This is a genomic window from Delftia tsuruhatensis, from assembly GCF_903815225.1.
In the GTDB taxonomy this organism is placed as follows: domain Bacteria; phylum Pseudomonadota; class Gammaproteobacteria; order Burkholderiales; family Burkholderiaceae_C; genus Comamonas; species Comamonas tsuruhatensis_A.
The window spans coordinates 5913281-5937765 of the sequence record NZ_LR813084.1 but is presented as its reverse complement, the minus strand read 5'-3'; the positions used below and the strand labels follow the sequence as shown (position 1 = coordinate 5937765).

Sequence of the window (24485 nt, the reverse complement as noted above, 5' to 3'; positions counted from 1 at the left end):
ATGACAAGCACCATCAAGGACTGGACTCTTCCCTACGCCTCGCACCGCTCCCCGGTGCTGGGGCGCAACATGGTCTCCACCTCGCAGCCGCTGGCCGCGCAGGCCGGCCTGTCCATGCTGCTGGCTGGCGGCAATGCCGTGGATGCGGCCATTGCCACGGCCATGGCGCTGACCGTGGTCGAGCCCACGGGCTGCGGCCTGGGCAGCGATGCCTTCTGCATCCTGTGGGACGGCAAGGAGCTGCACGGCCTCAATGCCTCGGGCCGCTCGCCCGAAGCCTGGACGCCCGAGTATTTCGCCGCGCTGGGCGGCATCCCCGAGAAGGGCTGGAATGCCGTGACCGTGCCCGGCGCCGTCTCGGCCTGGGTGGCGCTGTCGCGCCGCTTCGGCAAGCTGCCGTTCGAGCAACTGGCCCGGCCTGCCATCCGCTATGCGCGCGACGGCTTTGCGGTCTCGCCCACCATCGCCACGCTGTGGGCGCTGGGCGGTGCCAGGCTCGGCGACCAGCCCGGTTTTGCCGAATGCTTCCTGCCCGATGGCAAGGCCCCCAAGGCGGGCGAGGTCTTCCGCAGCGAAGCCCATGCGCGCACGCTGGAGGAGATCGCAGCCACCAAGGGCGAGTCCTTCTACCGTGGCGCACTGGCGCGCAGGATGGCCGAGCACGCCAAGGCCTGCGGCGGCGCCATGACCGAGGCCGACCTGGCCGCCCACCAGGCCGACTGGGTCGGCACGGTGTCGCAGCGGTTCGGTGATTCGGTGATCCACGAGATCCCGCCCAATGGCCAGGGCATTGCCGCGCTGATGGCGCTGGGCATGCTGGACGCACTGGGCGTGGGCGCCGAGCCGCTGGACGGCGTGGAGTCCGTGCACCTGCAGGTCGAGGCCATGAAGCTGGCGCTGGCCGACCTGCACGAATACAACGCCGACGGCGACCACATGCGCGTCGAAGCCGCCCATCTGCTGGACGCCGGCTACCTGCGCGAACGCGCGGCGCTCATTGACCGCGAACGCGCCAGCGCGCCCACCTACGGCGCGCCACGCCCGGGCGGCACGGTCTACCTGGCGGCGGCGGACGCCAGCGGCATGATGGTCTCCTTCATCCAGTCCAACTACATGGGCTTCGGCTCGGGCGTGGTGGTTCCGGGCACAGGCATCAGCCTGCAGAACCGGGGCCACGGCTTCACCACCGAGGCCGGCCATGCCAACGAGGTCGGCCCGCGCAAGCGCCCCTCGCACACCATCATTCCGGCGTTCGCCATGAACGCCGACGGCACGCCGCAGATGGCCTTCGGCGTCATGGGCGGCCCCATGCAGAGCCAGGGCCACCTGCAGATGGCCCTGCGCGTGCTGCGCTACGGCCAGAACCCGCAGGCCGCCGCCGACGCGCCGCGCTGGCGCGTGACGGGCGGCAAGGGCGTGGCCGTGGAGCCGGCCTTCGATGCCGAGGTCGTCGCCGCCCTGCGCGCACGCGGCCACGAGGTCACGGTCGAGGAAGGCCATGGCGTGTTCGCCTTCGGCGGCGCGCAACTGGTGCTGCGCGAGGGCGACCACTACATCGGCGGATCGGACCCGCGCAAGGATGGGGGCGTGGTGGCGTTCTGAGCGCGCTCCGGGTCCCCAGCCTGATAACGACAACGCCCGCAGCATGCGGGCGTTGTCTGGACAGTGAAGGCGTACTTCTATGAGTACGCAGTGTCGGGGCTGACGATGGCTGCGCGTGAAAGGATGACGTGTTTCACCAGAGGTCGGGCAGATGGTGAGACGTTCTTCAGCTTCACCCTTTGCTTGAAGGCCGTCAGGCCCAATTGGGCGGCGAGGCTGCCCAGGCACTGATCAGCAAATGAGGGGGTCGGGGCGCGGTCTGCGAAATCGATAACCACCTCTTCGTACAGGCTCAGCGCGACCAGAACATCTTCCAGGAAAGCTTGGCCATTGGGGCGTGTTGCCATCTTGGTCTCGAGTTTCCCCATGTGAAATTCAAAAGTCGAAGTCGTCATCTGCATATCCCCTGACTGGTGGCCATGATTGGTAGACCCGTTGGGTACTGATGGTGTTCCTTGTGTCGAACTCTGCCAAGACCAGTGTTCCCTGCCATGCTACACACTCAACGCCAGACCTGCTATGACCGTTTGCATGGTGATGCCACTCTGTGCCCGAGTACAGCCCAAGTGCACCACCGTTTTGCTCGGCAAGCTGCCGTGTAAGAGCAAGGCCGTAGCCTGCATGCCCTTGGGTCAGCTTGCTGCTCGCATGCAGTTCGGTCGCCAAGGTGCAGCAATTTCCGGTGGCTGCCTTCGTACGCATCTCCTGCGAGTCGGCCACCCTGAATGATTCTCGGATGCCGATGCCCGTATCGGCAATCGCCACTTGAAGAAGGTTCCCCCTCGGCCAAAATTGGGCACAAGCCAAGCCATGCAGACCATTGTTGACTCTTGCATGCGCGAAGCAGTTGTCCATCAATTCGCTGATTGCAATGCCAAGACTCTCCTTGGCTTCCGGATTCAGGTTGGCTTGATCTGTAATCTCGGCGACGCGCCTTGCGCAGTCTTCAGTTTGGTCTCTTGTTCGCAGGGTCTCGATGGGAACGAACTTGCCTGTAGCACTGTGTTCGTTGATACGCAGCGGCGGCCGCAGCCCGACAGCCTCCCATAACTTCATTCGCGTTGCATAGGATTTGATCGTGTCTGGGAGTTCAATCCGTCCCGCGCGATTGGACTTGAGCACAAGTGCCAGTGAGACAAAGTGGAAAGGACGCAGGAACTCCGGAGCCTTGCAGGACTTGGTTTCCTGTAGGCGACTCAAATTCGCCAACCACTGCTGCACTTCTTCCGTTGTTGTCTGGCGCATGTAGAGCTTCTTTGACTTGGTGTTACTGAGCCATCTTACGCATCCCTGATATCGCGCTGCTGCGCGCCATGGTGTATTGGCGGCGCCTTCGCAGAGGGAGACAAGGGCTTGGGCTTCAAATCCAACACCCAGTCTGCCCGCCCCCGCGTGGCCGCGATCCGGCGCGCGTTGGGCCCGTCCACCTGCGCCACCCAGTCGCGTGCGGCCGCCGGGCTGCGGCCATGGGCTTCATGGCGGCGCAGCAGGCGTTCGACGCGCAGTCCGTCGTCCAGGTCCACGTACCAGGCCTCGTCCAGCAGCGCGCGCACCGCAGGCCAGTGCGTGCCGGGCGCGTCGCGTTCCGCCATCAGCAGGTAGTTGCCTTCGGTGATGACCAGGGGCACCTCGGGTGCGATGGCGATGGCGCCCGCCAAGGGCTCCTCGAGGGAGCGCCGGAATGCGGGGGCATACACCGTCTCGCCCGCCACGGGCATGCGCAGGCGGCGCAGCAGGGCCACGTAGCCGGCCGCGTCGAAGGTGTCGGGCGCGCCCTTGCGGTCGGCGCGGCCCAGTCGCTCCAGTTCGGCCTGCGCGAGATGGAAGCCATCCATGGGCACGGCCACCGCCAGCGGGCCCAGCGCCTGGACCAGGGCCGCGCAGGCCGTGCTCTTGCCCGCGCCGGGCGGGCCCGCCAGGCCCAGCAGGCGGCGGCCGCCCGACCGTGCCATGGCAAGCGCGCGCGCCAGGGCCTGCGCCGGCAGGGCGGCTGTCATGCGCGTGCCTTGCGCAATGCGTCGGCCATGAAGCCATGCGCATGCACGGCCAGGTCCATGCCATCGTCCCAGAGGTTGCGCCAGATGCCCAGCGCGTTGGACAGTTGTTCGTTGACGATGGCCGACGAGAAGCTCTCGAAGGTCACGGGCCCCTGGTAGCCGATGCGCGCGAGCGCGCCGAAGAACTGCGGGAAATCGATGTGGCCCGCGCCCAGGTAGCCGCGGTGGTTCTCGCCGATGTGCACATAGCCCAGCCGTCCGCCGCAGGCCAGCACGGGCGCGGCGAGGTCGGCCTCCTCGATGTTCATGTGGTAGGTGTCCAGGTGCACGCACACATTGGGCTGGCCCGCGTCGTCGATGAATTCCAGCGCCTGCGCGGCCGTGTTCAGCAGATTGCTTTCATAGCGGTTGACCACCTCCAGGCCCAGTGTCACGCCGCGCTCGCCCGCGAAGCCGGCCACGCGCCGCAGGGCCTCGACGGCGTTGCGCCGGCCCTGCGGCGTGCAGGGGTGGCCGTACTTGGCCATGGCGCCGTAGAGGATGCCGCCGAAGTAGTGCCCGCCGATGCGTGCGGTGATGTCGATGCCCTCTTGCAGCAGGGCGATGCCGCGCGCGACCACGGCGGGATCTTCGCTGGAGACGTCGGCCTCGAAGGTCAGGCCGCGCGAGCAGCCCACGCCCAGACCATGCTCCTGCAGCAGGTCGCGCGTCAGCGCCAGGTCCATGAGCCGGGGCCCATGCAGGGACAGCTCCACCAGGTCGTAGCCGGCCTGGCGGGTGCTGGCGATCACATGGCGGGTGGATTGCGGCGACAGGTCGCCGGCCCAGACGAGCGCGTGGATGCCGAGGGGGTTCATGAAGTCTCCGGTTCGGGCTGGGAAGAGGCCAGGGGCGCGGGTCTGGTGCGGCCGCGCCAGCGTGCCAGCAGGTGGCGGGCGGCCACGGCGGCGATCATGGTCGCGCCCCACAGCGCCTGCGTGAGCTGGGCATTGGCGCCCAGCAGGTTCACCCCGCTGGACAGGACCTGCAGGACGAGCAGGGCGACGAACAGCCCCGAGACCCTGCCGAAGCCGCCCATGGGATCGGTGCCGCCGAGGATGGCCGCGAGCACGGTGACCAGCAGGTAGGACTGGGCATAGCCGGCGCTGGCCGAGTTGAAGCGCGCCATCATCAGCAGCGCCGCGACCCAGCACAGCAGCGTGGACAGGGTGTAGACGCCGATCAGCACGCGGCGCGTATCGATGCCCGCATGGCGCGCGGCCTCGGCATTGGAGCCCACCATGCGGATGGCCAGCCCGTGGCGCGTGCTGCCCAGCAGCAGGCCCACGGCCAGGCTCGTGGCGGCGAAGATCCAGAACGGCAGCGGAAGGCCCAGCCACTGCGCCGACCCCAGGGCCAGGAAGGCCTCGGGGAATCCTGCGATGGGCTTGCCGCGCGTGAGCCACACGCACAGGCCGTTGATCAGCGACATGGTGCCCAGCGTGACGAGGATGGGATGGGCATGCACGCGCGCCACCAGCCAGCCGCTGGCCAGGCCCACGAGCAGGCTGGCCAGCGCGCCCGTGGCGAGCGCGGCGGCGATCAGCAGGCCCTCATGGCCCGACAGGTCCGGGCCCAGCGCCGACAGCCCGCCCACCAGCACCCAGGCCATGGCCAGGCCCGCCATGTTGGCGCTGGCGACCACGGCCAGGTTGATGCCGCCGCTGACCAGCGGCAGCATCTGTGCCAGCGCCAGCAGGCCCAGCTCGGGCACCTGCAGCAGCACCGATTGCAGCGTGCCCAGGGTGGCGAAGCGCCCGGGCAGCAGCAGCGTGAACACGGCGCACAGCAGCGCCAGCAGCACGATCAGGCCCAGCGGGGCTGTGCCGGCGCGGGTCATCGCGCGCCCCTTGCCAGCGGCATGGCGCCACCGCGCCGCTGCTGGCGCCGCCATCCTGTCGCGGCCGCGCTGGCCAGCACCACGGCACCCAGCAGCACCTGGAAGAAGTACGGCGACACGCCCATCAGGTTCAGCCCGTTGCGCAGCACGGCCAGCAGCAGCACGCCCAGCAGCACGCCGCCCACGCTGCCCGTGCCGCCGAACAGGCTGGCGCCGCCCAGCACGGTGGCCGCCAGCACGAACAATTCCATGCCGACCATGGCGTTGGGCACCGATTCGCCGACACGGTGCGCCTGCACCAGGCCGGCGACCGCCGCCATCAGCCCCATCCAGCCATAGGCCACGGCCTGCATGGCGCCCAGGCCGATGCCCATGCGGTGCGCGGCCTCGGGGTTGCCGCCGAAGGCATGCAGCCGCCGTCCCAGCGCGCTGTGGCCCAGCATCAGCGCCGTCACCAGGGCGGCCGCTGCGGCCACGGCGATGGGCAGGGTCAGGCGGGCCCCGGGCCCGCCGTCCGGGCCCGCGAGCTGCACCAGCACCCGGGCGTTGCTCCACCAGCCGGGCAGGTCATAGATCGACCGTCCTCCCGTGGCGTGCATCAGCAGCGCGAAGTACAGGTTCAGCGTGGAGATGGTGATGATGATGGAGGTGGCGCGCAGCCGGTGCACCAGCAGCGCGTTGAACCCGCCCAGCGCCATGCCGGTCGCCAGTCCCAGCGCGATGCTGGCCGCGGCGGGCCAGCCCAGCCGCGTGGCGGCGTGCGCCGCCAGGTACTGGGCCACCGTGGCGGTGGCGGCGAACGAGATGTCGATGCCGCCCGCCACCAGCACCACCAGCAGGCCCACGGCGAGGATGGCGGTGACCGAGGCGCCCTCGGCCACGTCCAGCCAGTTGCCCAGCGTCCAGAAGCCCGGCGCCACGGCGCCGAACAGCAGGGCCATGGCGGCGATGGCCATGGCCAGCCGGGCCGCGTGGCCATGGAGCAGCGCGCGGACCGGTTCAGCCATGGACGGCCTCCTCGATCTCGGCCACGCCATGCCGGCCCGGCACGAACTCGCCCGCGATGCGCCCGCCGCGCATGTGCAGCACGCGGTCGCAGTGGGCGAAGACCTCGGCCACCTCGTCCGAGATCACGATCACCGCCACGCCCCGGGCCGCCAGCCCATGCACGATCCCGAAGATGCCCTGGCGGTTGCCGATGTCCACGCCCACGGTGGGCGAGTCGAGGATGAGCAGGCGCGGCGCGGTCGCCAGCCACCGGGCCAGCACCACGCGCTGGGCATTGCCGCCCGACAGCTGGTGCACGGGCGCATCCAGGGCGGGCAGGCGCATGTGCAGGCGGTCGCGCCATTCGGCCGCCGTGGCCGCGCGGCGGCGCGCGGGCAGCCAGCCCAGCGGGCCGGACAGGCGGGGCAGCACGGCCAGCACCAGGTTGTCCTGCACGGACTGGCGCATGTCCAGGCCGATGGACTGGCGGTCCTCGGGCACATAGGCGATGCCGGCCGCCATGGCGTCGCGGTTGCTGCGCAGGACCAGCGTCTCGCCGCCCAGGCGGATGCTGCCGCGGTCGGGCCGGCGCATGCCGAACAGGCCCAGGGCCAGCTCGGTGCGGCCGGCGCCCAGCAGCCCGGTCAGGCCCAGGATCTCGCCCTCGCGCACGTCGAAGCCCACGTCCTCGTAGTCGCCGTCCCGGCCCAGGCCGCGCACCTGCAGCAGCGCGGGCGCGGCGGACAGGTCGCGTGCATGCACGCTGTCGTCCGGCTCCTGCCCGGTCATCAGCGTGGCCAGGCGTCGGGCGTTCAGCTGTGCCGCAGGCCAGGTGCCGAGCTTGCGGCCATCGCGCAGCACGGTGACGCGGTTGGCGATCTCCATCACTTCGTCCAGCTTGTGGCTCACGAAGACGATGGCGATGCCCTCGGCCTGGAGCCGCCGCACCACGGCCAGCAGCGCATCGACCTCGGCGCGCGTGAGCGAGGCCGTGGGCTCGTCCATGACCAGCAGCCGGGCGCGCGCCGCGATGCCCCGGCAGATGGCTACGAGCTGGCGGCTGGCGATGGGCAGTCCGCCCACCGGCGCATCCAGCGGCAGCGCGATGCCCAGGCGCTGCATCACGGCCTGGGCGGCCTCGCGCTGGCGCCTGCGGCGCACGGGCGCCCACCAGCGGCCCATGGCCTGGTCGAAGGCGATGTTCTCGGCGACAGCCAGGTTGGGAAACAGGGCCAGGTCCTGGTAGATCACCTGGACGCCCAGCGCCTTGGCGCTGGCGGGCGTCAGCCGCTGCACGCGGCGGCCGGCGATCTCGATGCAGGCGCCAGGCTGCGGCGCATGCACGCCGCTGAGCACCTTGATGGCCGTGCTCTTGCCGCTGCCGTTGTGGCCCATCAGGCAATGGACCTCGCCGGGCATCACGTCCCAGTCCAGCGCATGCAGGGCCGTGGCATCGCCGAAGCGCACGGTGACCGCCTGCATGCGGACCAGCGCCGTTGGGGTGGCATCCATGGCAGCGCCCGGCTCACAGGCCCAGGCCGACCAGCCGGTCTATGGTCTGCCGGTTGATGGCCTCCAGCTTCTGGCCCTGGATGTTGCGGCGCGCCTTGTCCACCTGCACCCTGCCCAGGCCCGGTATCTCCATGCCGTCCACGGGCTCGCGGCCGTCGATCAGCATCTTGCCCACGTGCACGATGACCTCGCCGGCCAGCGCGGGGTTCCAGATGAAGCCCTCGCGGATGACGCCGTCGCGCACCAGCTTCGCGCCCTGGCCCGGAGAGAAGGAGCCCACGACCGCGACCCGCTCGGCCTTGCGCGCATCGGCCACCGCGCGGCCCGCGCCGATGGGGCCCTGGCTGCCGAAGGCCAGAAAGCCCTTGAGGTCGGGATGGGCGCGCATCAGGTCCTGGGCCGTGCGGTAGGAGTCGTCCAGGCTTTCGGCCACGCCGAATCGCTCGGACACCAGTTGCATCTTCGGGAAATGCCGCTTCTGGTGGGCGATGGCGGCATCGGCCCAGGCATTGTGCAGCGGCACGGTCAGCGAGCCCACGAAGACGGCGTAGCGGCCTTCGCCGCCCATGGCCTTGCCCAGGCTGTCCATGTGGCGCTCGCCGAAGCCTTCGATGGAACTCAGCTCGATGTTCCAGTCGGCGCCCTTCTGGTCCGGCGATTCGTGGGTGAGCACCTTGATGCCGGCGCTGCGTGCGCGCCGGAACACGGGCTCCAGCGCCCTGGCATCGTTGGGCACGACGGCGATGACCTTGCTGCGGCGCGCGATCAGGTCCTCGACCGCACGCACCTGCTGGGCCGCATCGGCCTCGGTGGGGCCGACCATGCCGCTTTCGACGCCCAGCTCGCGGCCGGCCTTGAGAATGCCCGTCTCCATGGCGTTGAACCAGGGAATGCCGCCGACCTTGGCCACCACGGTCACATCCTGCGCGCTGGCGATGCAGGCCAGCGCAGCCAGCATGCAGGCCCCCAGCGCACGGGCGCCGAATCTGCTCCAACCCTGGGTCATGGTATCCCTCCCTCATGGTTTGCACAATCGATTGCGCAAACTATAGACATGAGCACTTCGATTGCCGATGCGGGATTTCCCGGGCGAGGGCACAACCGCCGCTGCGGACGGCCTGCGAGGCGGCGCCAGCGGCTACGATGGCCGCCAGATGCGCCGGCACCGGCGCCGGCACCGCCGACCCCTTGCAGAGCACCGTGAACCGCCCCCGCACCTCCACCATCTACGACCTGGCCGAACTGGCCGGCACCTCGGCCTCCACGGTCAGCGCCATCCTCAACGGCAGCTGGCAGGCGCGGCGCATCCGTGCGGAGACGGCGCAGCGCGTGCTGGCGCTGGCGCAGGAACACAGCTTTGCCGTGAACCGCCAGGCCAGCGGGCTGCGCCGCCAGCGCTCGGGGCTGATCGGCATGGTGATTCCCACGCACGAGGACCGCTTCTTCGGCGCGCTGTCCCAGGCCTTCGAGCGCCAGGCCCACGAGCGCGGCCTGTGCCCGCTGGTGGTCAGCACGCTGCGCGACGGTGCGCTGGAGGTGGAGACGGTGCGCTCGCTGATCGCCTTTCGCGTGGAGCACCTCATCGTCACGGGTGCCACCCGGCCCGATGCCATCAGCGCCGAATGCCGCCAGGCCGGCGTGCGCCATGTCAACGTCGACCTGCCCGGCAGGAAGGCGCCCTCCGTCACCAGCGACAACCGCTGGGGCGCGGCCGAACTCACGCGCTTGCTGCTGGCGCGGGCCGCCGAGGGTGCAGGCGCGCGCAGCGATGCCGTCTGCTTCCTGGGCGGCATCCGCAAGGAATACGCGACCGAACAGCGCATCGCGGGCTTCAGCGAGGCCCTGGCCCCGCTCCAACCCGTACCGCAGGAGCACATCGTCTGCTGCGGCTACGAGCCTGAAGCGGCCCGGCAGGCCATGGCCGCGCTCCATGAGCGCCTGGGCGGCCTGCCGCGCGCCCTGCTGTTCGCATCGGGCATCACGCTGCAGGGCGCCATCCGCTTCCTGCGCGAGCTGCCCGATGCGCAGCTGGCGCAATGCGCCTTCGGCAGCTACGACTGGGATCCCTACGCCGAATGCCTGCGCTTTCCCGTGCACATGGTCCGCCAGAACGTCGAGGGCCTGATGGCCGAGGCCTTTCGTGCCATCGATGGAGAAGGCCTGCGCGCCGGGCAGGTGGTGCAGGTGCGGCCGCAGCTGGTGGTGGCCGGAGCTTCTACCTGATGCAGCCTTTCAGGCCCTGACCCCCACCACCCCCGGCATCACCCTGAAATCCACCTGCGCCTGCGCCAGCCGCTGCATGGCCGGGATCAGCGCGCGCGCATCGCCGCGCCGCCACTGGAAGGCGTAGTGCAGGGGGGCCAGGGCCGAGCGGGCCGTGGTGCCGCCGATGGCGCGCAGGCCCAGCGCCGCGATCCAGCCGGTGGGCAGGAAGCCCACGCCCAGGCCGGCGCGCAGCATGCCGGCCACGGCGCCCCAGCTGTTGCACAGGATGCGTTCGCGCACCGTGGCGCGCTGTGCGAGCAGCCAGTCGTCCAGAAGGCGGGTGGTGCCGGCCTGTGGCGGCAGGGTGATCAGTGCATGGCGCTGCAGCAGCGCCGCCACGCCCAGGCGTCCCACACCCTGCAGGTGCGGCGCGGCAGTCCATGCGAAGCGGGCGGCGCCCACGGGATGGGACAGCAGGCTGCTGCGCGAGGAGCGGCCCGCGATGACGGCGAAGTCCAGCTCCCCGGCGTCCAGGCGCTGCTCCAGCACGCCGCCCACGTCCACACAGGGCTCCAGCACCAGCTGCGGATGGGCCTGGCGCGCGGCGGCCACGAAGGCCGGCAGCCAGGTCAGCGCCGACAGGTCGCCCACGCCGAAGCGGCAATGCCCGGCCAGGGCCTCGCGCGTGTCCAGGGCCTGGCCCAGCGCGGCCATGGCGTTGAGCACCTCCAGCGCGGCAGGCAGCAGGCGCTGGCCGGCCTCGGTGAGCACGGCGCGGTGGCCGCTGCGGTCGAACAGCGGCTGGCCCAGCGCGGATTCCAGTTCCGTGATGCGCTTGGACAGCGAGGACACGGACAGGTGCACGCGCTGCGCGGCCGTGGCGAAGTTGCTGCAGGTGGCGGCCCACCAGAAGGCTTCGAGCTGCTTGACCGAGGGTGGGGACATGGGCTTGTCATTGGCAAAAAGCGAACAAGTGCATTCTAAATAATCCACTTTCATTCAATGGATGCGCGGCCTACAGTGGCGCCGGTTCCTGAACATTCCGAGGTCCGCTCCATGGCCGCCATCGCTTCCTCCTCTTCCTCTGCCTCCACGCCTTCGGCATCCGCCCTGCCAGCGCCGCGCGCCCCGGCCGTGCTGCGCCGCATGCTGTCGCTGCATGATTTCGAGGAGGCCGCGCGCCGCCGCCTGCCCCGGCCCATCTTCGGCTACATCGCCGGGGCGGCCGAGGACAACGCCTCGCTGCGCGACAACCGCGAGGTGTTCGGCGAATGGGGCTTCACCACGCGCGTGCTGGCCGATGTGTCGCAGCGCTCCCAGGCCGTGGAGCTGTTCGGCGGGCGCTACAGCAGCCCCTTCGGCATCGCGCCCATGGGCATCAATGCGCTGTCCACCTACCGGGGCGACCTGGTGCTGGCGCGCGCGGCCCAGCGCGCGGGCATCGTGTCGGTGATGAGCGGCACCTCGCTGATCCCCATGGAGGAGGTGGCGCGCGAGAGCCCGGCCACCTGGTTCCAGGCCTATATCCCCGGCGACCAGGCGCGCATCGATGCCCTGATCGACCGCGTGGAGCGCGCGGGTTTCCGCACCCTGGTGGTGACGGTGGACATCCCCATCTCGGCCAACCGCGAGAACAACATCCGCACCGGCTTTTCCACCCCGCTCAAGCCCGGGCTGCGCCTGGCCTGGGACGGCATGGTGCGGCCGCGCTGGGTGGCGGGCACCTTCCTGCGCACGCTGCTGCGCCACGGCATGCCGCATTTCGAGAACTCCTTCGCCACGCGCGGCGCGCCCATCGTGTCCTCCAGCGTGCTGCGCGATTTCTCGGCACGCGACCACCTGAGCTGGCGCCATATCGAGGCCATCCGCCGCCGCTGGAAGGGGCCGCTGGTCATCAAGGGCGTGCTCAGCGTGGAGGATGCGCTGCAGGCCCGGCGCGTGGGGGCCGACGGCATCGTGCTGTCCAACCATGGCGGGCGCCAGCTCGACGGCGCGGTGTCGGCCATGCGCATTCTTGAGGACGTGGTGGCGGCCCTGGGCCCGGACTATCCCGTGCTGATCGACGGGGGCTTCAGGCGCGGCTCCGATGTGCTCAAGGCCGTGGCGCTGGGCGCGCGCATGGTGCTGGTGGGCCGGCCCTTCAACTATGCCGCCGCCGTGGGTGGCGAGGCCGGCGTGCTGCATGCCATCGGCCTGCTGCGCGACGAGGTGGACCGCAACCTGGCCATGCTGGGCGCCTCCTCCTGCGGTGCGCTGGACCGCTCGCACATCGTGCGCCGCGCATCGGCCTGACAGAAACCTCCACCGTCCGTTCAAAACACAGCCATTCCCAGGAGACATCCCATGAACCACTTCACTTCACGCCGCAGCCTGTGCGCCCTGCTGCTGGCCGCAGGCGCCGCGCCATGCGCCATGGCGGCCGATGCCGGCACCTACCCTGCCCGCCCCGTGCGCCTGATCGTGCCCTTCGCTGCCGGTGGCACCACCGATATCGTGGCCCGGGCGATCGCCCCCCGCATGGCCGAGGCCCTGGGCCAGCCGCTGGTGGTGGACAACAAGGGCGGCGGCGGCGGCGCCATCGGTGCGCACGAGGCCGCGCGCGCCCAGCCCGATGGCTACACCCTGGGCGTGGCCACCGTGTCCACCACGGCCACCAATCCGGCCATCAATGCGCGGCTGCCCTACAACCCGCTGACCGATTTCACGCCCATCACCAACATCGCGGCCACGCCCAATGTGCTGGCCGTGCATCCGGGCTTCAAGGCGCAGAGCTTTGCGGCCTTCGTGGACGAGGTGAGGAAGAACCCTGGCAAGCATGCCTACGGCACGGCGGGCACCGGCTCCATCGGCCACATGCTGATGGAACTGATGTCCAGCCGCTCGGGGCTGACGCTCACGCATGTGCCCTACCGGGGTTCGGGCCCGGCGCTCAATGACGCGGTGGCCGGCCAGGTGCCCATCGTCTTCGACAACCTGCCCTCGGCTCTGCCCTTCATCAAGGCCGGCCGGCTCACTGCGCTGGCGGTGGCCGCGCCCGAGCGCCTGGCCCAGCTGCCCCAGGTGCCCACCTTCAAGGAGCTGGGGCTGGAGCCCGTCAACCGCAGCGCCTTCTACGGCATCTACGGGCCCAAGGGCCTGCCGCCCGAGATCGTCGCGCGCCTGCATGCGGCCGCCCAGCGCGCGCTGGCCAGCCCCGAGGTGCGCCGCCAGATCGAGGACACGGGTTCGCGCGTGATCGGCAACCGCCCCGAGGAGTTCGCGCGCGAGATCGCGGCCGAGAACGCCCTGTATCGCAAGATCGCCACGGAGCGGCGCATCGTCGCGGACTGAGGGGCCTGCACGGGGTGCCTGGGCGGGGTGGCGATTTTTTTTTGCCACCGCTGTCACAGGCGGCCCACCTGGCGCGTCTAGAGGGTATGGGCCAGCCATTCCGGCCGGCTGCTACATCCCTCAAGGAGTGATTTCCATGAACGCCTCCAGCGCCACGTCCACCGCCCGCCCCCTCGCCGCGCCCAAGCCGCGCCTGAATTTCCAGGCCCTGGCCCCCGAGCTGTACCAGGCCCAGGCCGGCATCAACGCCATGCTGCGCCAGTCCAGTCTGGGGCTGGGGCTGCTGGAGCTGGTGTTCCTGCGTGTCTCGCAGATCAACGGCTGCGCCTTCTGCGTGGACATGCATGTGCGCGAGCTGCTGTCCCAGGGCGAGGACCTGCAGCGCATCCACAGCCTCGTCACCTGGCCCGAGGCGGATTTCTACGACGGCCGCGAGCGCGCCGCCCTGAACTGGGCCGAGCGCTGCACGCGCCTGAGCCAGGCCCACCCCGAGCAGCAGGACTTCGAGGCCCTGCGCCCGCATTTCAGCGAGCGCGAAATGGTGGAGCTGACCTATGCGATCGGCAGCATCAACGTCTGGAACCGCCTGTGCGCGGGCTTTGCCGCCCCCGTGGCGCGCAAGCCCGTCAAGACCTGAACGCCCGCAAGCCGCTCACTCCGCCGAGAGCTTGCGCTCCTTCACCAGCCTGCCCCATTGCTCGTACTCCTTCTTCATGAAGGCCGCGAACTCGGCGCGCGTGGTGGGCTGGGGCGTGAGGCCGTGCTTGTTCAGCGCCTCCTTGACGCCAGGGTCGTTGAGTACCTTGACGATCTCGGTGTTCCAGCGGTCCAGCATCGGCTTGGGGGTCTTGCCCGGTGCCACGAAGGCATACCAGTTGAGCGCCTCGAAGCCGGGATAGCCGGCTTCGGCCACCGTGGGGATGTCGGGCATGTACGCCGGGCGCTTGAGGCCCGTGGTGGCCAGCGGGATCAGCTTGCCGGCCTCGATGTGGGGCAGGGCCGTGGGCGGCGCCGCGAAGTAGCTGGTCACGCGCTCGCCCAGCAGGTCCTGCAGCGCCGGCGCGCCGCCCTTGTAGGGCACGTGGACCATGTCGATGCCGGCGCGCTGGTTGAACAGCTCGCCGGCCAGGTGCGATGCGGAGCCCGCGCCCGTCGAGGCGTAGTCCACCGTGCCCGGGTTCTTCCTGGCCTTGGCCACGAACTCGGCCAGCGTCTTCACGCCCGCGCCCTTGTGCACCACCAGCACGTTGGGGAAGTTCACGCCGCCCGAGATGGGCGCCAGGTCCTTGAACGGGTCATAGGGCAGCTTCATCAGGTGGGGCGCGATGGTCAGCGGGCCCACCGAGCCGAACAGCAGCACCGAGCCGTCGGCCACCGCATTGGCCACCTGCTGGTGGGCGATGTTGCCGCCCGCGCCCCCCTTGTTCTCCACCACCACGCTCTGGCCGATGTTCTCGCCCAGCTTCTTGGCGATCAGGCGCGCGGCCGCGTCGGCGGCCCCGCCGGCCGCGAAGCCCACCACCAGGGTCACGGGTTTTTTCGGGGGGAAGTCCTGCGCCTGCGCACTGGTGCCCAGGGCCAGCAGCGCGGCTGCCACGGTGGTGGCGCGCAGGAAAGCGCGCTTGTTCTGTCGCTTGTTCATCATGGGTGTCTCCGGTGTAGGGATGGAATCGAGGCAGGCGGGTGCAGGGGCGCTTTGGCGCACGCTCTAGTCCGCTCCCAGGCCGATGGGGCTGGGCTGGCGCTTTTCGGTGTTGTGGCGCAGCAGCGAGGCCGTGCGGAACACGCCGTGCGCGAACTTGCCGTAGGGCAGGGTGGCGAACAGCGCGATCACGGCACCCAGGTGCAGGCACAGCAGCAGGGCCAGGGCCGGCGTGCTGCGGCCCAGCCACAGCGCCATGCCGCTGGCGGCGACCAGGAACAGCAGGGCGATGAAGCCCAGGTCCATGGGCTTTTGGCGCGCGTCGCCGTGCAGCGGGTGGCGGCGCCGGTTCAGATGCCACAGGCCCGCCGTGCCCAGCATCAGGCTGGTGCCGCCCACGGCGCCCAGCAGCTTGGGCAGGCTGGGGAAGTCATAGGGCGCGGCCCAGCCGAAGACGTAGTGGTAGACCGTGGCCAGCGAAGTGGCGGCAAAGCACAGCAGGAAGCCGTAGAAGGTCAGGTGGTGGAAGCGCCGGCGCTTCAGGGTGTAGGCATCGTCCTCGTTGTGGCAGCCCTCGCCGTGGCCGCCGTCCAGGTATTTGAGGCGCAGCACGTCGTGCGCGGCCTCGGCGGCGGCCGGCGTGCCCACGTCCACGCCGCTGGTGGCGGGCTTGACGTCCTTCCAGAAGCGGCGCACGCCCATGCCCAGCGCGAACACCACGAACAGGAACACGGGCGCGAACAGGCCCACCAGCAGGTTGTGCGGGAACAGGTGGTAGAAATTGCCGCCCAGGTTGTCGCCCCACAGGCGACCCAGGCCGCCTTGCAGCGCCACGGCCAGCACCAGGAACAGCGACAGGCCGGCGGCCAGGGCCAGCGACAGCGTGAGGCCGTTCCTCCGGTACAGGCGCCCCAGGGCGGGCGGCCAGGCGTAGTCGGCATAGGTCTGGCCGCGCACCTCGGCCATGGCCTTCGGGATATTGATGGCGAACTCGTGTGGCGGTGCGTACTGGCAGGCATGCAGGCAGGCGCCGCAGTTGTGGCACAGGTTGGCCAGGTAGTGCACGTCGGCCTTGCCGAATTCCAGGCGGCGCGTCATGGCCGGGAACACCGCGCAAAAGCCTTCGCAGTAGCGGCAGGCGTTGCAGATCTGCAGGGCGCGCGCGACTTCGCCTTCGGCCGTTGTCTCGGTGGCGATAGGCACGATGGGAATGACCTTGCCGGTGGCCAGTGCCTGGGCCTCCTGGGCCAGAGCGTTCAGGGTTTGCATCTCTCAAGCCTCGTCTTTGACAGCGCCGCGCACGGCCGGGTGGCCTGTGGCGGCCAGGGCCGCGTTGCGGCCCGCGATGCGGCCGAAGGCCGTGCCGATGGACATGCCCACGCCGGCCGTATACCCCTTGCCCAGCACGTTGCCGGCCATCATTTCGCCGGCCACGAACAGGTTGGCGCTGGGCTGGCCGCCAAAGCGCACGGCCGCCGTGTCGTCGGTTTCCAGGCCCAGGTAGGTGAAGGTCACGCCGGGGCGCAGCTGGTAGCCGTAGAAGGGCGCCGTGTCGATGGGGCGGGCCCAGTGGGTCTTGGCGGGCGCCAGGCCTTCGGTATGGCAGTCGTCCAGGGCGGTGTGGTCGAAGCTGCCGACGCGGCAGGCGCCGTTGTAGGCATCCAGGGTCTGCATGAAGCGTTCCTCGTCCAGGCCCAGCTTGCGCGCCAGCTCGGGCAGGGAGTCCGCCTTCACGCCCGGGAAGACCGGCGGCATGAAGCGGCCTATGGCCTTGGCGTCGATGACGGACCAGGCGGTCTGGCCCGGCTGCTGGGCCACCAGGCGGCCCCAGATCGCATAGCGCTTGGGCCAGAAGTCCTCGCCCTCATCGTAGAAGCGCTCGGCATCGCGGTTGACCACCACGCCCAGCGAGACGCAGTCGATGCGCGTGCAGATGCCGCCGTCGTACAGCGGCGCGCGCGCGTCGATGGCCACCATGTGGGCCTGGGTGGGGTCGCCGATGCGGTCGGCGCCATGGTCTTCGAGCAGGTGGCGCAGCAGCACGCCCCGGTTGAAGGCCGTGCCGCGGATCAGGAAGTTGTCGGACGGCCACTCGCCGCGTGCGTTCTGCCCCCAGGCCTCGCGCAGCCACTCGCGGTTGGACTCGAAGCCGCCCGCCGCCAGCACGCAGGTCTTTGCGGTGATGCGCTGTTCGCCCACCCAGGCGGCCTTGAACTCGCCGCCCTCGATCTCCAGGCGGTCCACGGGCGAGTCGTAGCGCACCTGCACGCCCAGCCGCTCGGCACTGCGGTAGTAGGCGTTGACCAGGGCCTTGCCGCCGCCCATGAAGAAGGCATTGGTGCGCGCCACATGCAGCGCGCCCGACAGCGGCGGCTGGAAGTGCACGCCGTGGCGCCGCATCCAGCCACGGCAGGTGGAGGAGGCACGGATCACCATGCGCGCCAGGTGTTCGTTGGTGATGCCGCCCGTGACCTTGAGCAGGTCCTGCCAGAACTCCTCTTCGGGGTAGGCCTCGACCAGCACGTCCTGGGGCGCGTCGTGCATGCAGCGCAGGTTGCGTGTGTGGCCGGAATTGCCGCCGCGCCATGCGCGCGGTGCGGACTCCAGCAGCAGCACGCTGCGGCCGGCCTCGCGCGCCATCAATGCTGCGCACAGGGCGGCATTGCCTCCGCCTATGACCAGGACATCGGTGTCCATGGGGTTCTCCTTGCATTCGCCATCGTGGGGATTGCGAATGTAGGAAGAACGCCGCGCCGCGGGCAGGGGGCTGCCGGCATGGGGGTATCAGTCTTCGTGATGGATGAGGGCGGTTCCGGCCCAGGCGCCACCCCGCACCAGCTGGCGCACGCAGTCGATCAGCACGACGCGCGCGGCCAGGGCCGCGGGCGACAGCTCGTCCTCGGACAGGCTGCACAGCAGGTTGGTGCGCAGGGCATCTTTGTCCGTGATACGCGACCACTCGAAGCGCTCGGCGGCATCGCCGTACCGCCCCATGGAGGCCCAGGGCTGTACCGTGCTGCCCAGGCGCGCGTCCACGGCGGCCATGACCATGGACAGCGAGTCCACCTCCAGCACCAGATTGGGCGCGAAGCGCGCCTGCGAGAAGGCCGTGTCCAGCGTGCTGCGCAGGCCGTGCAGGCCGGTGGGAAGGATCAGCGGCTCGGCCGCCAGATCGGCCAGCGCCATCTGTGGGGGTAGCGGCTCGGGGTGGTGGCCGCGCGCGCGGATCAGGAACAGCTCCTCCTCGATCAGCGGGTGCACCTGCCAGCGCCGCCCCGGAGCGCGGGCCTGGGCGCCATGCAGGCGCGCGTCGAACAGCACGGCCATGTCCAGGGCGCGCGCATTGAGCATGTCGGTCAGGTGGCCGGACATGCCTTCGACCATGTGCAGGCGCACGTCGGGATAGCGCTGGCGCATGGCCTGCATCATGGGCAGGCCCAGCATGGCCGCGGTGGTGGGCGCCAGGCCCACGCTGACCGAGCCCGACAGCCGCGCCTGCTGCGCGCTGCGCACTGCCTGCTCGGCATGGCGCAGCGTGAGTTGGGCCTCGCGAAAGAACGCCACGCCGGCCTCGGTGGGCACCACGCCGCGCGGCGTGCGCTGCAGCAGCCGCGTGGACAGCTCGCCTTCGAGCCGGCTGATCTGCTGGCTCAGCGCCGACTGCACCATGTCCAGGTCCAGTGCGGCGCGGCTCATGGAGCCCAGCTCGACGATGCGTACGAAATAGCGGAGTTGTCTCAGTTCCATGGGGTGGGGCGCTCGTGGTTGCAGCGGCGATTGTCGGTGCAGACGGGGGCGTGGGCTTCAGAGGCCGCCCGGCAGCAGGGCCGCCAGGGCGTCGCCGATGGAGCGCGCAATCAGCTTCTGGCGCTCGCCGGGCATGCGCTCCAGCGTGGAGGCCACGCTGACGGCGGCCACGGGTGCGCCCGCGCTGTTGCGCACCGCCATGCCCACGGCCAGCACGCCGCGCGTGGCGTGGTTGCCGATGACGGACCAGCCGCGCTGGCGCGTGGCCTTGACCAGCAGGGCCATGCGCTCGGGCGTCATGCCGCCGTACTGCGCCAGCACGGGCGCGTTGGTCGCCATCGCGGCCTGCACCTCGGCATCGGGCAGGGCCGCCAGCAAGGCCAGGCCCGCCGCGCCCACGCCCAGCGGCTGGCGCGTGCCCACCTGGATCACGAGGATCTGCACCGGGTGCGTGCCCACGTGCCGGGCGATGCAGTGCGACGCCGCGCCTTCGCGCACGATGGCAAAGGCCGCATCGCCGCAGCCCGCGCTCACGCGCTCCAGCACGGGCTGCAGGCGCACGGCCAGGTTGGGAAGGACGGCGGCGCCGGCCATGGCCCCCAGCCGGTGTCCGGCCACGTAGCGAAAGCGCCCGCTGCGTGCCACATAGCCGCAGTCCATCAGCGTGGACAAAAGCCGGTACAGCGTGGCGCGCTCCAGCTGCGTGGCCTGGCACAGGTCCACCACGCGCAGGCCCTCGCGCCCTGCGGCCAGCACGGCGTCCAGCACCTGCAGGCCCCGGTGCAGCGTGCGGCTGCCCGCATCGTCGGCGGGCTGTGGAATGTCCGCTGGCCGGACGTTTGGATTGGTGTGGCGCGAGGGCATGGGAAAGAATTTCTCGGTCGATGCAAACAAGACCTCATGGCCGCGCAGTGTGCCGCAGTGCATGGCGCCAGCCACAACGATCACCTGGAGACAAGACATGACGACACCCGACCTGCGCATGGCGGTTCCACGCCGGCGCCTTCTGGCCTGCACCCTGGCCTGTGCGGCCACCGGCGGCGTGCCCGCGCTGGCGCAGCCCGCGCCCTGGCCTGCGCGCCCCGTGAAGCTGGTCGTGGGCTATGCGGCCGGCGGCGCCACCGACGTGATCGCACGCCTGGTGGCCGCCCGGATGGGCGAGCAACTGGGCCAGAGCGTGGTGGTGGACAACCGCACGGGCGCCAACAGCAACGTGGGCGCCGAGGCCGTGGCGCGGGCGCCTGCGGACGGCTACACGCTGTATGTCTACACCATTGCCAACACCATCAATGCCTCGCTCTACCCGCGGCTTGGCTATGACCCGGTCAAGGACTTCGAGCCCATCGGCCTGATCGCCAAGATTCCCAACATCCTCGTGGTCAACCCGCGCCTGCCCATACAGAACGTGGCCGACTATGTGCGCCATGCCCGGCAGAGTGCCCAGGGCATCAGCTTCGCCTCGTCGGGCAGCGGCTCGTCGATCCATCTGTCGGGCGAGATGTTCCGGCAGCTCTCGGGCCTGCGCATGCTGCACGTGCCCTACCGGGGCAGCGCGCCGGCCATCACCGACCTGCTGGGCGGGCAGGTGGATTCCATGTTCGACAACGCGCCATCGGCCCTGCCCCACGTGCAGGCCGGCAAGCTGCGCGCGATCGCCATCACCAGCGCCCGGCGCTCGGCCCTGCTGCCCGATGTGCCCACGCTGGCGGAGTCGGGGTATGCGGGCTTTGACGTGCAGTCGTGGTTCGGGCTGGCTGCCCCTGCGGGCACGCCGCCTGCCGTGGTCGAGCGCCTGAACCTGGCGCTGAACACCGCCCTGGCCGCGCCCGAGTTGCGCCAGCGCCTGGGCGAGATGGCCGCCACGCCCGAGCCCGGCACCCCGGTGCAGATGCGCAGCTTTGCGGCGTCGGAGATCAAGCGCTGGCGCGAGGTGGTCAAGGCCTCGGGCGCCACGGCCCAGTAATTCGACACCCGTTCGACACAACGGCACCACAAGGAGACGACCCCCATGCAACCCATTGATTTTTTCTGGCGCGCGGCCGAACGCTGGCCGCAGCGCATTGCCATCGACGCACCGGACGGCTGCATCCGCTATGACGCGCTGGCCCGCAAGGTGGCTGCGCTGGCGGCCGGCCTGCAGGCGCTGGAGCCCGCCGTGCAAAGCCGCGTGGGCATCTGCGCGGGCAACAGCGCAGACCATATCGCCGCCCTGCTGGCGGTGATGGCCAGCGGCAAGATCTGGGTGCCGCTCAATCCCAAGAGCACGCAGTCCGAGGTGCGCCGCATCATCGATGCCACCGAGCCTTCCATCGTGCTGTGCGATGCCGGCGGCGCTGCGCTGGTACAAGGGGCGCCGGGCATCCACGTGGTGCTGGGCGAAGGCACGCAGGCGCTGGAGCAGGCGCAGACCGGCGCGGTGCAGACCGGCGCTTTGCCTGCGGTGCCCGACCTGCCCGCCGATGCCATCCAGGCCATCAAGTTCACGGGCGGCACCACGGGCCTGCCCAAGGGCGTGATGCAGCCTTGCCGCGCCTGGATGGCCGGCATCGCCAACCAGATCCAGGCCTGGGGGTTCGATGAGCATGACCGCTACGTCATGGCCGCGCCCATCACGCATGGCACGTCCACCTATCTGCTGCCCATCCTCGCGCAGGGCGGCTGCCATGTGCTGCTCGACGGCGCGGGTGCCCAGGCCGTGCGCAACGCCTTTGCCCGGCGCGGCGGCACCGTGTGCTTCATGCCGCCCACCCTGATCTACATGCTGATGGCGCTGCCGGGCGCCAGCCGTGCGGACTTCCCCGGCCTGCGCCGCCTCATCTACGGCGGCGCCGCCATGCCGCCCGAGAAAATCCGCCAGGTGCGCGCCTTCTTCGGCCCCGTGCTGGCCACCACCTATGGCCAGACCGAGGCGCCGCAGATCCTCACGGCCATGCGGCCCGAGGACTTCGAGGACGAAGGCCTGTGGACCTCCGTGGGCCGGGCCACCTGGTTCAGCGACCTGGCCATCATGTCGCCCGATGGCTGCCTGCTGCCCCGGGGCGAGGTGGGCGAGGTCGTGGCGCGCGGCGATCTGCTGATGAGCGGCTACTGGCGCCTGCCCGGCAAGACGGCCGAGACCCTGGTGGACGGCTGGCTGCACACGGGGGACCGGGGCCTGATCGATGCACAGGGCTACCTGCACCTCAAGGACCGCCTGAAGGATCTGGTCATCACGGGCGGCTTCAACGTCTATCCCGTGGATGTGGAAAACGCCCTGGGCCAGCACCCGGCCGTGCACGAGTGCGTAGTCTTCGGCATCCCCGACGACCATTGGGGCGAGGCCGTGCAGGCCGCCGTCCAGCTGCGCACCGAACTGCGCCCGGACCAGCGGCCGGACGAGGCCGAGCTCATCGCCTTCGTGCGCCAGCGCCTGGGCCCCGTGCAGACACCCAAGCGCATCCACTTTCACGCCAGCCTGCCGCGCTCCCCCGTGGGCAAGCTGCTCAAGACGGCCGTGCGCGAGCTCGCGCTGGCACCCCGCTGATCACCGCTGATCCACCGCTGACCCCGCACAACATCACAAGGAAACCCTGGCCATGGCAACCTCCCAACCCCCCGTTACCCGCCTATGCTCCCATACCCTCACCAGCCTGCATTACCGCGATGCCGACCTGGTCGAGGACCTGATGGGCAAGAAGACCTTCACCGAGGTGATGCTGATGCAGATCCTGGGCCGCGCGCCGCGCCCCGTGGACCTGCGCATCGCGGACGTGGTGCTCATCGTGCTGATGGAGCATGGCCTGACGCCCAGCGCCATTGCCACGCGCCTCATCTACATGAGCGCGCCCGAGAACCTGCAAGGCGCCGTCGCCAGCGGCCTGCTGGCCGTGGGCAGCTCCTTCGTGGGCACCATGGAGAACTGTTCCGTGCTGCTCGACCGCATCGCCGCCGCTGCCGACCCCGATGCCGAGGCCCGCGCCATCGCCGCGCACCACAAGGCCTTGAGAAGCCCCGTGCCCGGCTTTGGCCACCACCTGCACAAGCCGGTGGACCCGCGCGCCTACAAGCTGCTGGACATGGGCCGCGCCGAACCCGAACTGGCGGGCAGCAGAATCCGCGCGCTCGAAATCCTCTCGGCCGCCGTGGACGCCGCAGCGGGCCGGCCCATCACCATCAATGCCACGGGGGCCGTGGCCGCCCTGCTGGGCGAGATCGGCGTGCCCACGGCCGTGATGCGCGGCTTTGCCGTCATCTCGCGGGCCGCCGGGCTGGTGGCGCATGTGGTGGAGGAGCAGCAAAGCCCCTCGGGCCGGTTCATCTGGGAAACGGTGGAGGACGCCATCCCGTATGCGGGGCGTGCAGTTTCCGCGAACGCTGCGTGAAGCAATGACCGATGAACCGCCGCGCGCCAAGCCGCGAGCATCGGGTCCATGCAACAAACCAATGGACTGGGCCATGCCCTCGACGGCCTGCGTGTGGTGGACCTGTCCCGCATCCTCGCGGGGCCGTGGTGCACACAGAACCTCGCCGACCTGGGCGCGAAGGTGCTCAAGATCGAGCGTCCCGGCACAGGCGACGACACGCGCGCCTGGGGCCCGCCCTTCGTGCAGGCGCCCGGTGGCGAGGCCGTGTCGGCCTACTTCCTGTCCTGCAACCGCGGCAAGCAGTCGGTGGCGCTGGACTTCACCGAGCCGGCCTCGCATGCCTGGCTGCTGCGTCAGATCCGCGATGCCGACGTGCTGGTGGAGAACTACAAGGCCGGCGCGCTGGCGCGCCACGGGCTGGACTACGCGGCGCTGGCCGCCATCAACCCGGGGCTGATCTACCTGTCGATCACGGGCTTCGGCCAGAGCGGGCCGCTGGCGCACAAGCCCGGCTACGACTATGTGTTCCAGGGCCTGGGCGGCCTCATGGGCTACACGGGCGTGGCCGATGGCGAGCCCGGCGCGGGCCCGCTGCGCACGGGCGTGGCCGTGGTGGACCTGATGACGGGCATGTATGCCACCAGCGCCGTGCTGGCGGCCGTGGTGCAGCGCCAGCGCACGGGGTGCGGCCAGCACATCGACCTGGCGCTGCTGGACGTGGCCGTGGCCATGAATGCCAACCAGGCGGCCAATTACCTGGTCAGCGGCGAGAACCCGCGCCGCACGGGCAACGCCCATCCCAATTGCGCGCCCTACGAGGTGTTTGCCTGCGAAGACGGGCATTTCATCCTGGCCATCGGCAATGACGGGCAGTTCGCCGCCCTGTGCTCCGTGCTGGGCACGGACTGGCACCTGGACGCGCGCTTTGCCACCAATGCCGCGCGCCTGACCGGCATGGCGCAGCTGCGCCCCCTGCTGCGCGCCGCGCTGGGCAGCTGGGCCTTGCAGGCCCTGACCGAGGCGCTGGACACCGCCCAGGTGCCCTGGGGCTGCATCAACACCCTGGAACAGGTCTTCGCCCATCCGCAGGTGCGGCACCGCCAGATGCTGCAGACGGTGGAGCACCCGCAGCTGGGCACGCTGAAGCTGGTGCGCAACCCCATGGTGCCGGCCGGCAGCGGCGCCCAGGTGCTGCCGCCGCCCGTGCTGGGCGGGCCGCCGCACGGGCTCTGAATTTTCCG

Annotated in this window: 23 protein-coding genes; 9 read left to right on the top strand and 14 right to left on the bottom strand. The window is 70.3% G+C overall.

What is annotated here, in order from left to right:
- Positions 1–1602: a gamma-glutamyltransferase family protein gene (locus L1Z78_RS27050; RefSeq protein ID WP_234639406.1), complete on the top strand. Its 1602-nt coding sequence runs from the start codon at positions 1–3 to the stop codon at positions 1600–1602.
- Between the two features lie 77 nt (positions 1603–1679).
- Here the strand turns inward: L1Z78_RS27050 and L1Z78_RS27045 are convergent, their stop codons facing one another.
- The 8 genes from L1Z78_RS27045 to L1Z78_RS27010 are packed head-to-tail and all read right to left on the bottom strand — an operon-like array spanning position 1680 to position 8983.
- A complete protein-coding gene (locus L1Z78_RS27045) occupies positions 1680–1997 on the bottom strand; it encodes an STAS-like domain-containing protein (RefSeq protein WP_234639405.1) in 318 nt (105 codons plus the stop codon).
- Positions 1978–2847 carry an ATP-binding protein gene (locus tag L1Z78_RS27040; RefSeq protein ID WP_234639404.1) on the bottom strand — a complete coding sequence of 290 codons (870 nt, stop codon included), beginning with the start codon at positions 2845–2847 and terminating at the stop codon, positions 1978–1980. The genes L1Z78_RS27045 and L1Z78_RS27040 overlap by 20 nt, the downstream gene beginning before the upstream one ends.
- A 35-nt stretch (positions 2848–2882) precedes the next feature.
- Entirely contained in the window at positions 2883–3599 is a 717-nt protein-coding gene (locus L1Z78_RS27035) for a nucleoside/nucleotide kinase family protein (protein ID WP_234639403.1), read from the bottom strand.
- The gene (locus L1Z78_RS27030; RefSeq protein ID WP_234639402.1) at positions 3596–4456 is read right to left on the bottom strand and encodes a sugar phosphate isomerase/epimerase family protein; all 861 of its coding nucleotides are present in this window, start codon (positions 4454–4456) and stop codon (positions 3596–3598) included. The genes L1Z78_RS27035 and L1Z78_RS27030 overlap by 4 nt, the downstream gene beginning before the upstream one ends.
- Positions 4453–5478, bottom strand: a complete 1026-nt coding sequence (locus tag L1Z78_RS27025) for an ABC transporter permease (protein ID WP_234639401.1) — start codon at positions 5476–5478, stop codon at positions 4453–4455. The genes L1Z78_RS27030 and L1Z78_RS27025 overlap by 4 nt, the downstream gene beginning before the upstream one ends.
- Positions 5475–6485 carry an ABC transporter permease gene (locus L1Z78_RS27020; protein WP_234639400.1) on the bottom strand — a complete coding sequence of 337 codons (1011 nt, stop codon included), beginning with the start codon at positions 6483–6485 and terminating at the stop codon, positions 5475–5477. Before L1Z78_RS27020 ends, L1Z78_RS27025 begins: the two co-directional genes overlap by 4 nt.
- Entirely contained in the window at positions 6478–7977 is a 1500-nt protein-coding gene (locus L1Z78_RS27015; protein WP_234639399.1) for a sugar ABC transporter ATP-binding protein, read from the bottom strand. Before L1Z78_RS27015 ends, L1Z78_RS27020 begins: the two co-directional genes overlap by 8 nt.
- A gap of 13 nt (positions 7978–7990) precedes the next feature.
- Positions 7991–8983, bottom strand: a complete 993-nt coding sequence (locus L1Z78_RS27010) for a substrate-binding domain-containing protein (RefSeq protein ID WP_234639398.1) — start codon at positions 8981–8983, stop codon at positions 7991–7993.
- A 194-nt stretch (positions 8984–9177) separates the two neighbouring features.
- Between L1Z78_RS27010 and L1Z78_RS27005 the strand changes: the two genes are divergently transcribed.
- Entirely contained in the window at positions 9178–10200 is a 1023-nt protein-coding gene (locus L1Z78_RS27005) for a LacI family DNA-binding transcriptional regulator (RefSeq protein WP_234639397.1), read from the top strand.
- Between the two features lie 9 nt (positions 10201–10209).
- On the opposite strand, the gene L1Z78_RS27000 is transcribed toward L1Z78_RS27005, so the two are convergent.
- Positions 10210–11127 carry a LysR family transcriptional regulator gene (locus L1Z78_RS27000; RefSeq protein WP_234639396.1) on the bottom strand — a complete coding sequence of 306 codons (918 nt, stop codon included), beginning with the start codon at positions 11125–11127 and terminating at the stop codon, positions 10210–10212.
- A 111-nt stretch (positions 11128–11238) separates the two neighbouring features.
- Here L1Z78_RS27000 and L1Z78_RS26995 point away from each other — a divergent pair, with 111 nt between their 5' ends.
- The 3 genes from L1Z78_RS26995 to L1Z78_RS26985 all read left to right on the top strand — a co-directional run bounded on the left by L1Z78_RS26995 (position 11239) and on the right by L1Z78_RS26985 (position 14149).
- Positions 11239–12474 carry an alpha-hydroxy acid oxidase gene (locus L1Z78_RS26995; RefSeq protein WP_234639395.1) on the top strand — a complete coding sequence of 412 codons (1236 nt, stop codon included), beginning with the start codon at positions 11239–11241 and terminating at the stop codon, positions 12472–12474.
- A 51-nt stretch (positions 12475–12525) separates the two neighbouring features.
- Positions 12526–13512, top strand: coding sequence for a tripartite tricarboxylate transporter substrate binding protein BugE (locus L1Z78_RS26990; RefSeq protein ID WP_234639394.1), 987 nt, complete (start codon positions 12526–12528; stop codon positions 13510–13512).
- Between the two features lie 136 nt (positions 13513–13648).
- On the top strand, positions 13649–14149 hold the full coding sequence (locus L1Z78_RS26985) for a carboxymuconolactone decarboxylase family protein (RefSeq protein ID WP_234639393.1): 501 nt from the start codon (positions 13649–13651) through the stop codon (positions 14147–14149).
- Between the two features lie 15 nt (positions 14150–14164).
- Here L1Z78_RS26985 and L1Z78_RS26980 read toward each other — a convergent pair whose 3' ends face one another.
- The 5 genes from L1Z78_RS26980 to L1Z78_RS26960 all read right to left on the bottom strand — a co-directional run bounded on the left by L1Z78_RS26980 (position 14165) and on the right by L1Z78_RS26960 (position 19765).
- Positions 14165–15154 (bottom strand): Bug family tripartite tricarboxylate transporter substrate binding protein, encoded by a 990-nt coding sequence (locus L1Z78_RS26980; protein WP_234642276.1) that lies wholly within the window; start codon positions 15152–15154, stop codon positions 14165–14167.
- Between the two features lie 66 nt (positions 15155–15220).
- Positions 15221–16423 (bottom strand): tricarballylate utilization 4Fe-4S protein TcuB, encoded by a 1203-nt coding sequence (gene tcuB / locus L1Z78_RS26975; RefSeq protein ID WP_234639392.1) that lies wholly within the window; start codon positions 16421–16423, stop codon positions 15221–15223.
- 3 nt (positions 16424–16426) lie between these two features.
- On the bottom strand, positions 16427–17851 hold the full coding sequence (gene tcuA, locus L1Z78_RS26970) for an FAD-dependent tricarballylate dehydrogenase TcuA (protein WP_234639391.1): 1425 nt from the start codon (positions 17849–17851) through the stop codon (positions 16427–16429).
- Positions 17852–17938: 87 nt separating this feature from the next.
- A complete protein-coding gene (locus tag L1Z78_RS26965) occupies positions 17939–18901 on the bottom strand; it encodes a LysR substrate-binding domain-containing protein (RefSeq protein ID WP_234639390.1) in 963 nt (320 codons plus the stop codon).
- A 57-nt stretch (positions 18902–18958) separates the two neighbouring features.
- Positions 18959–19765, bottom strand: coding sequence for an IclR family transcriptional regulator (locus tag L1Z78_RS26960; protein ID WP_234642275.1), 807 nt, complete (start codon positions 19763–19765; stop codon positions 18959–18961).
- 97 nt (positions 19766–19862) lie between these two features.
- On the opposite strand from L1Z78_RS26960, the gene L1Z78_RS26955 reads away from it, so the two are divergent.
- From L1Z78_RS26955 to L1Z78_RS26940, 4 genes are read left to right on the top strand one after another with little or no spacing between them, the layout of a single operon-like run.
- Complete coding sequence (locus L1Z78_RS26955; RefSeq protein ID WP_239384183.1) at positions 19863–20864, top strand: Bug family tripartite tricarboxylate transporter substrate binding protein; 1002 nt, start codon at positions 19863–19865, stop codon at positions 20862–20864.
- Positions 20865–20909: 45 nt separating this feature from the next.
- Positions 20910–22424, top strand: coding sequence for a class I adenylate-forming enzyme family protein (locus tag L1Z78_RS26950; protein ID WP_234639389.1), 1515 nt, complete (start codon positions 20910–20912; stop codon positions 22422–22424).
- 52 nt (positions 22425–22476) lie between these two features.
- Complete coding sequence (locus L1Z78_RS26945; protein ID WP_234639388.1) at positions 22477–23262, top strand: citryl-CoA lyase; 786 nt, start codon at positions 22477–22479, stop codon at positions 23260–23262.
- Positions 23263–23310: 48 nt separating this feature from the next.
- The gene (locus L1Z78_RS26940) at positions 23311–24477 is read left to right on the top strand and encodes a CaiB/BaiF CoA transferase family protein (protein ID WP_234639387.1); all 1167 of its coding nucleotides are present in this window, start codon (positions 23311–23313) and stop codon (positions 24475–24477) included.
- Positions 24478–24485 lie beyond the last annotated feature (8 nt).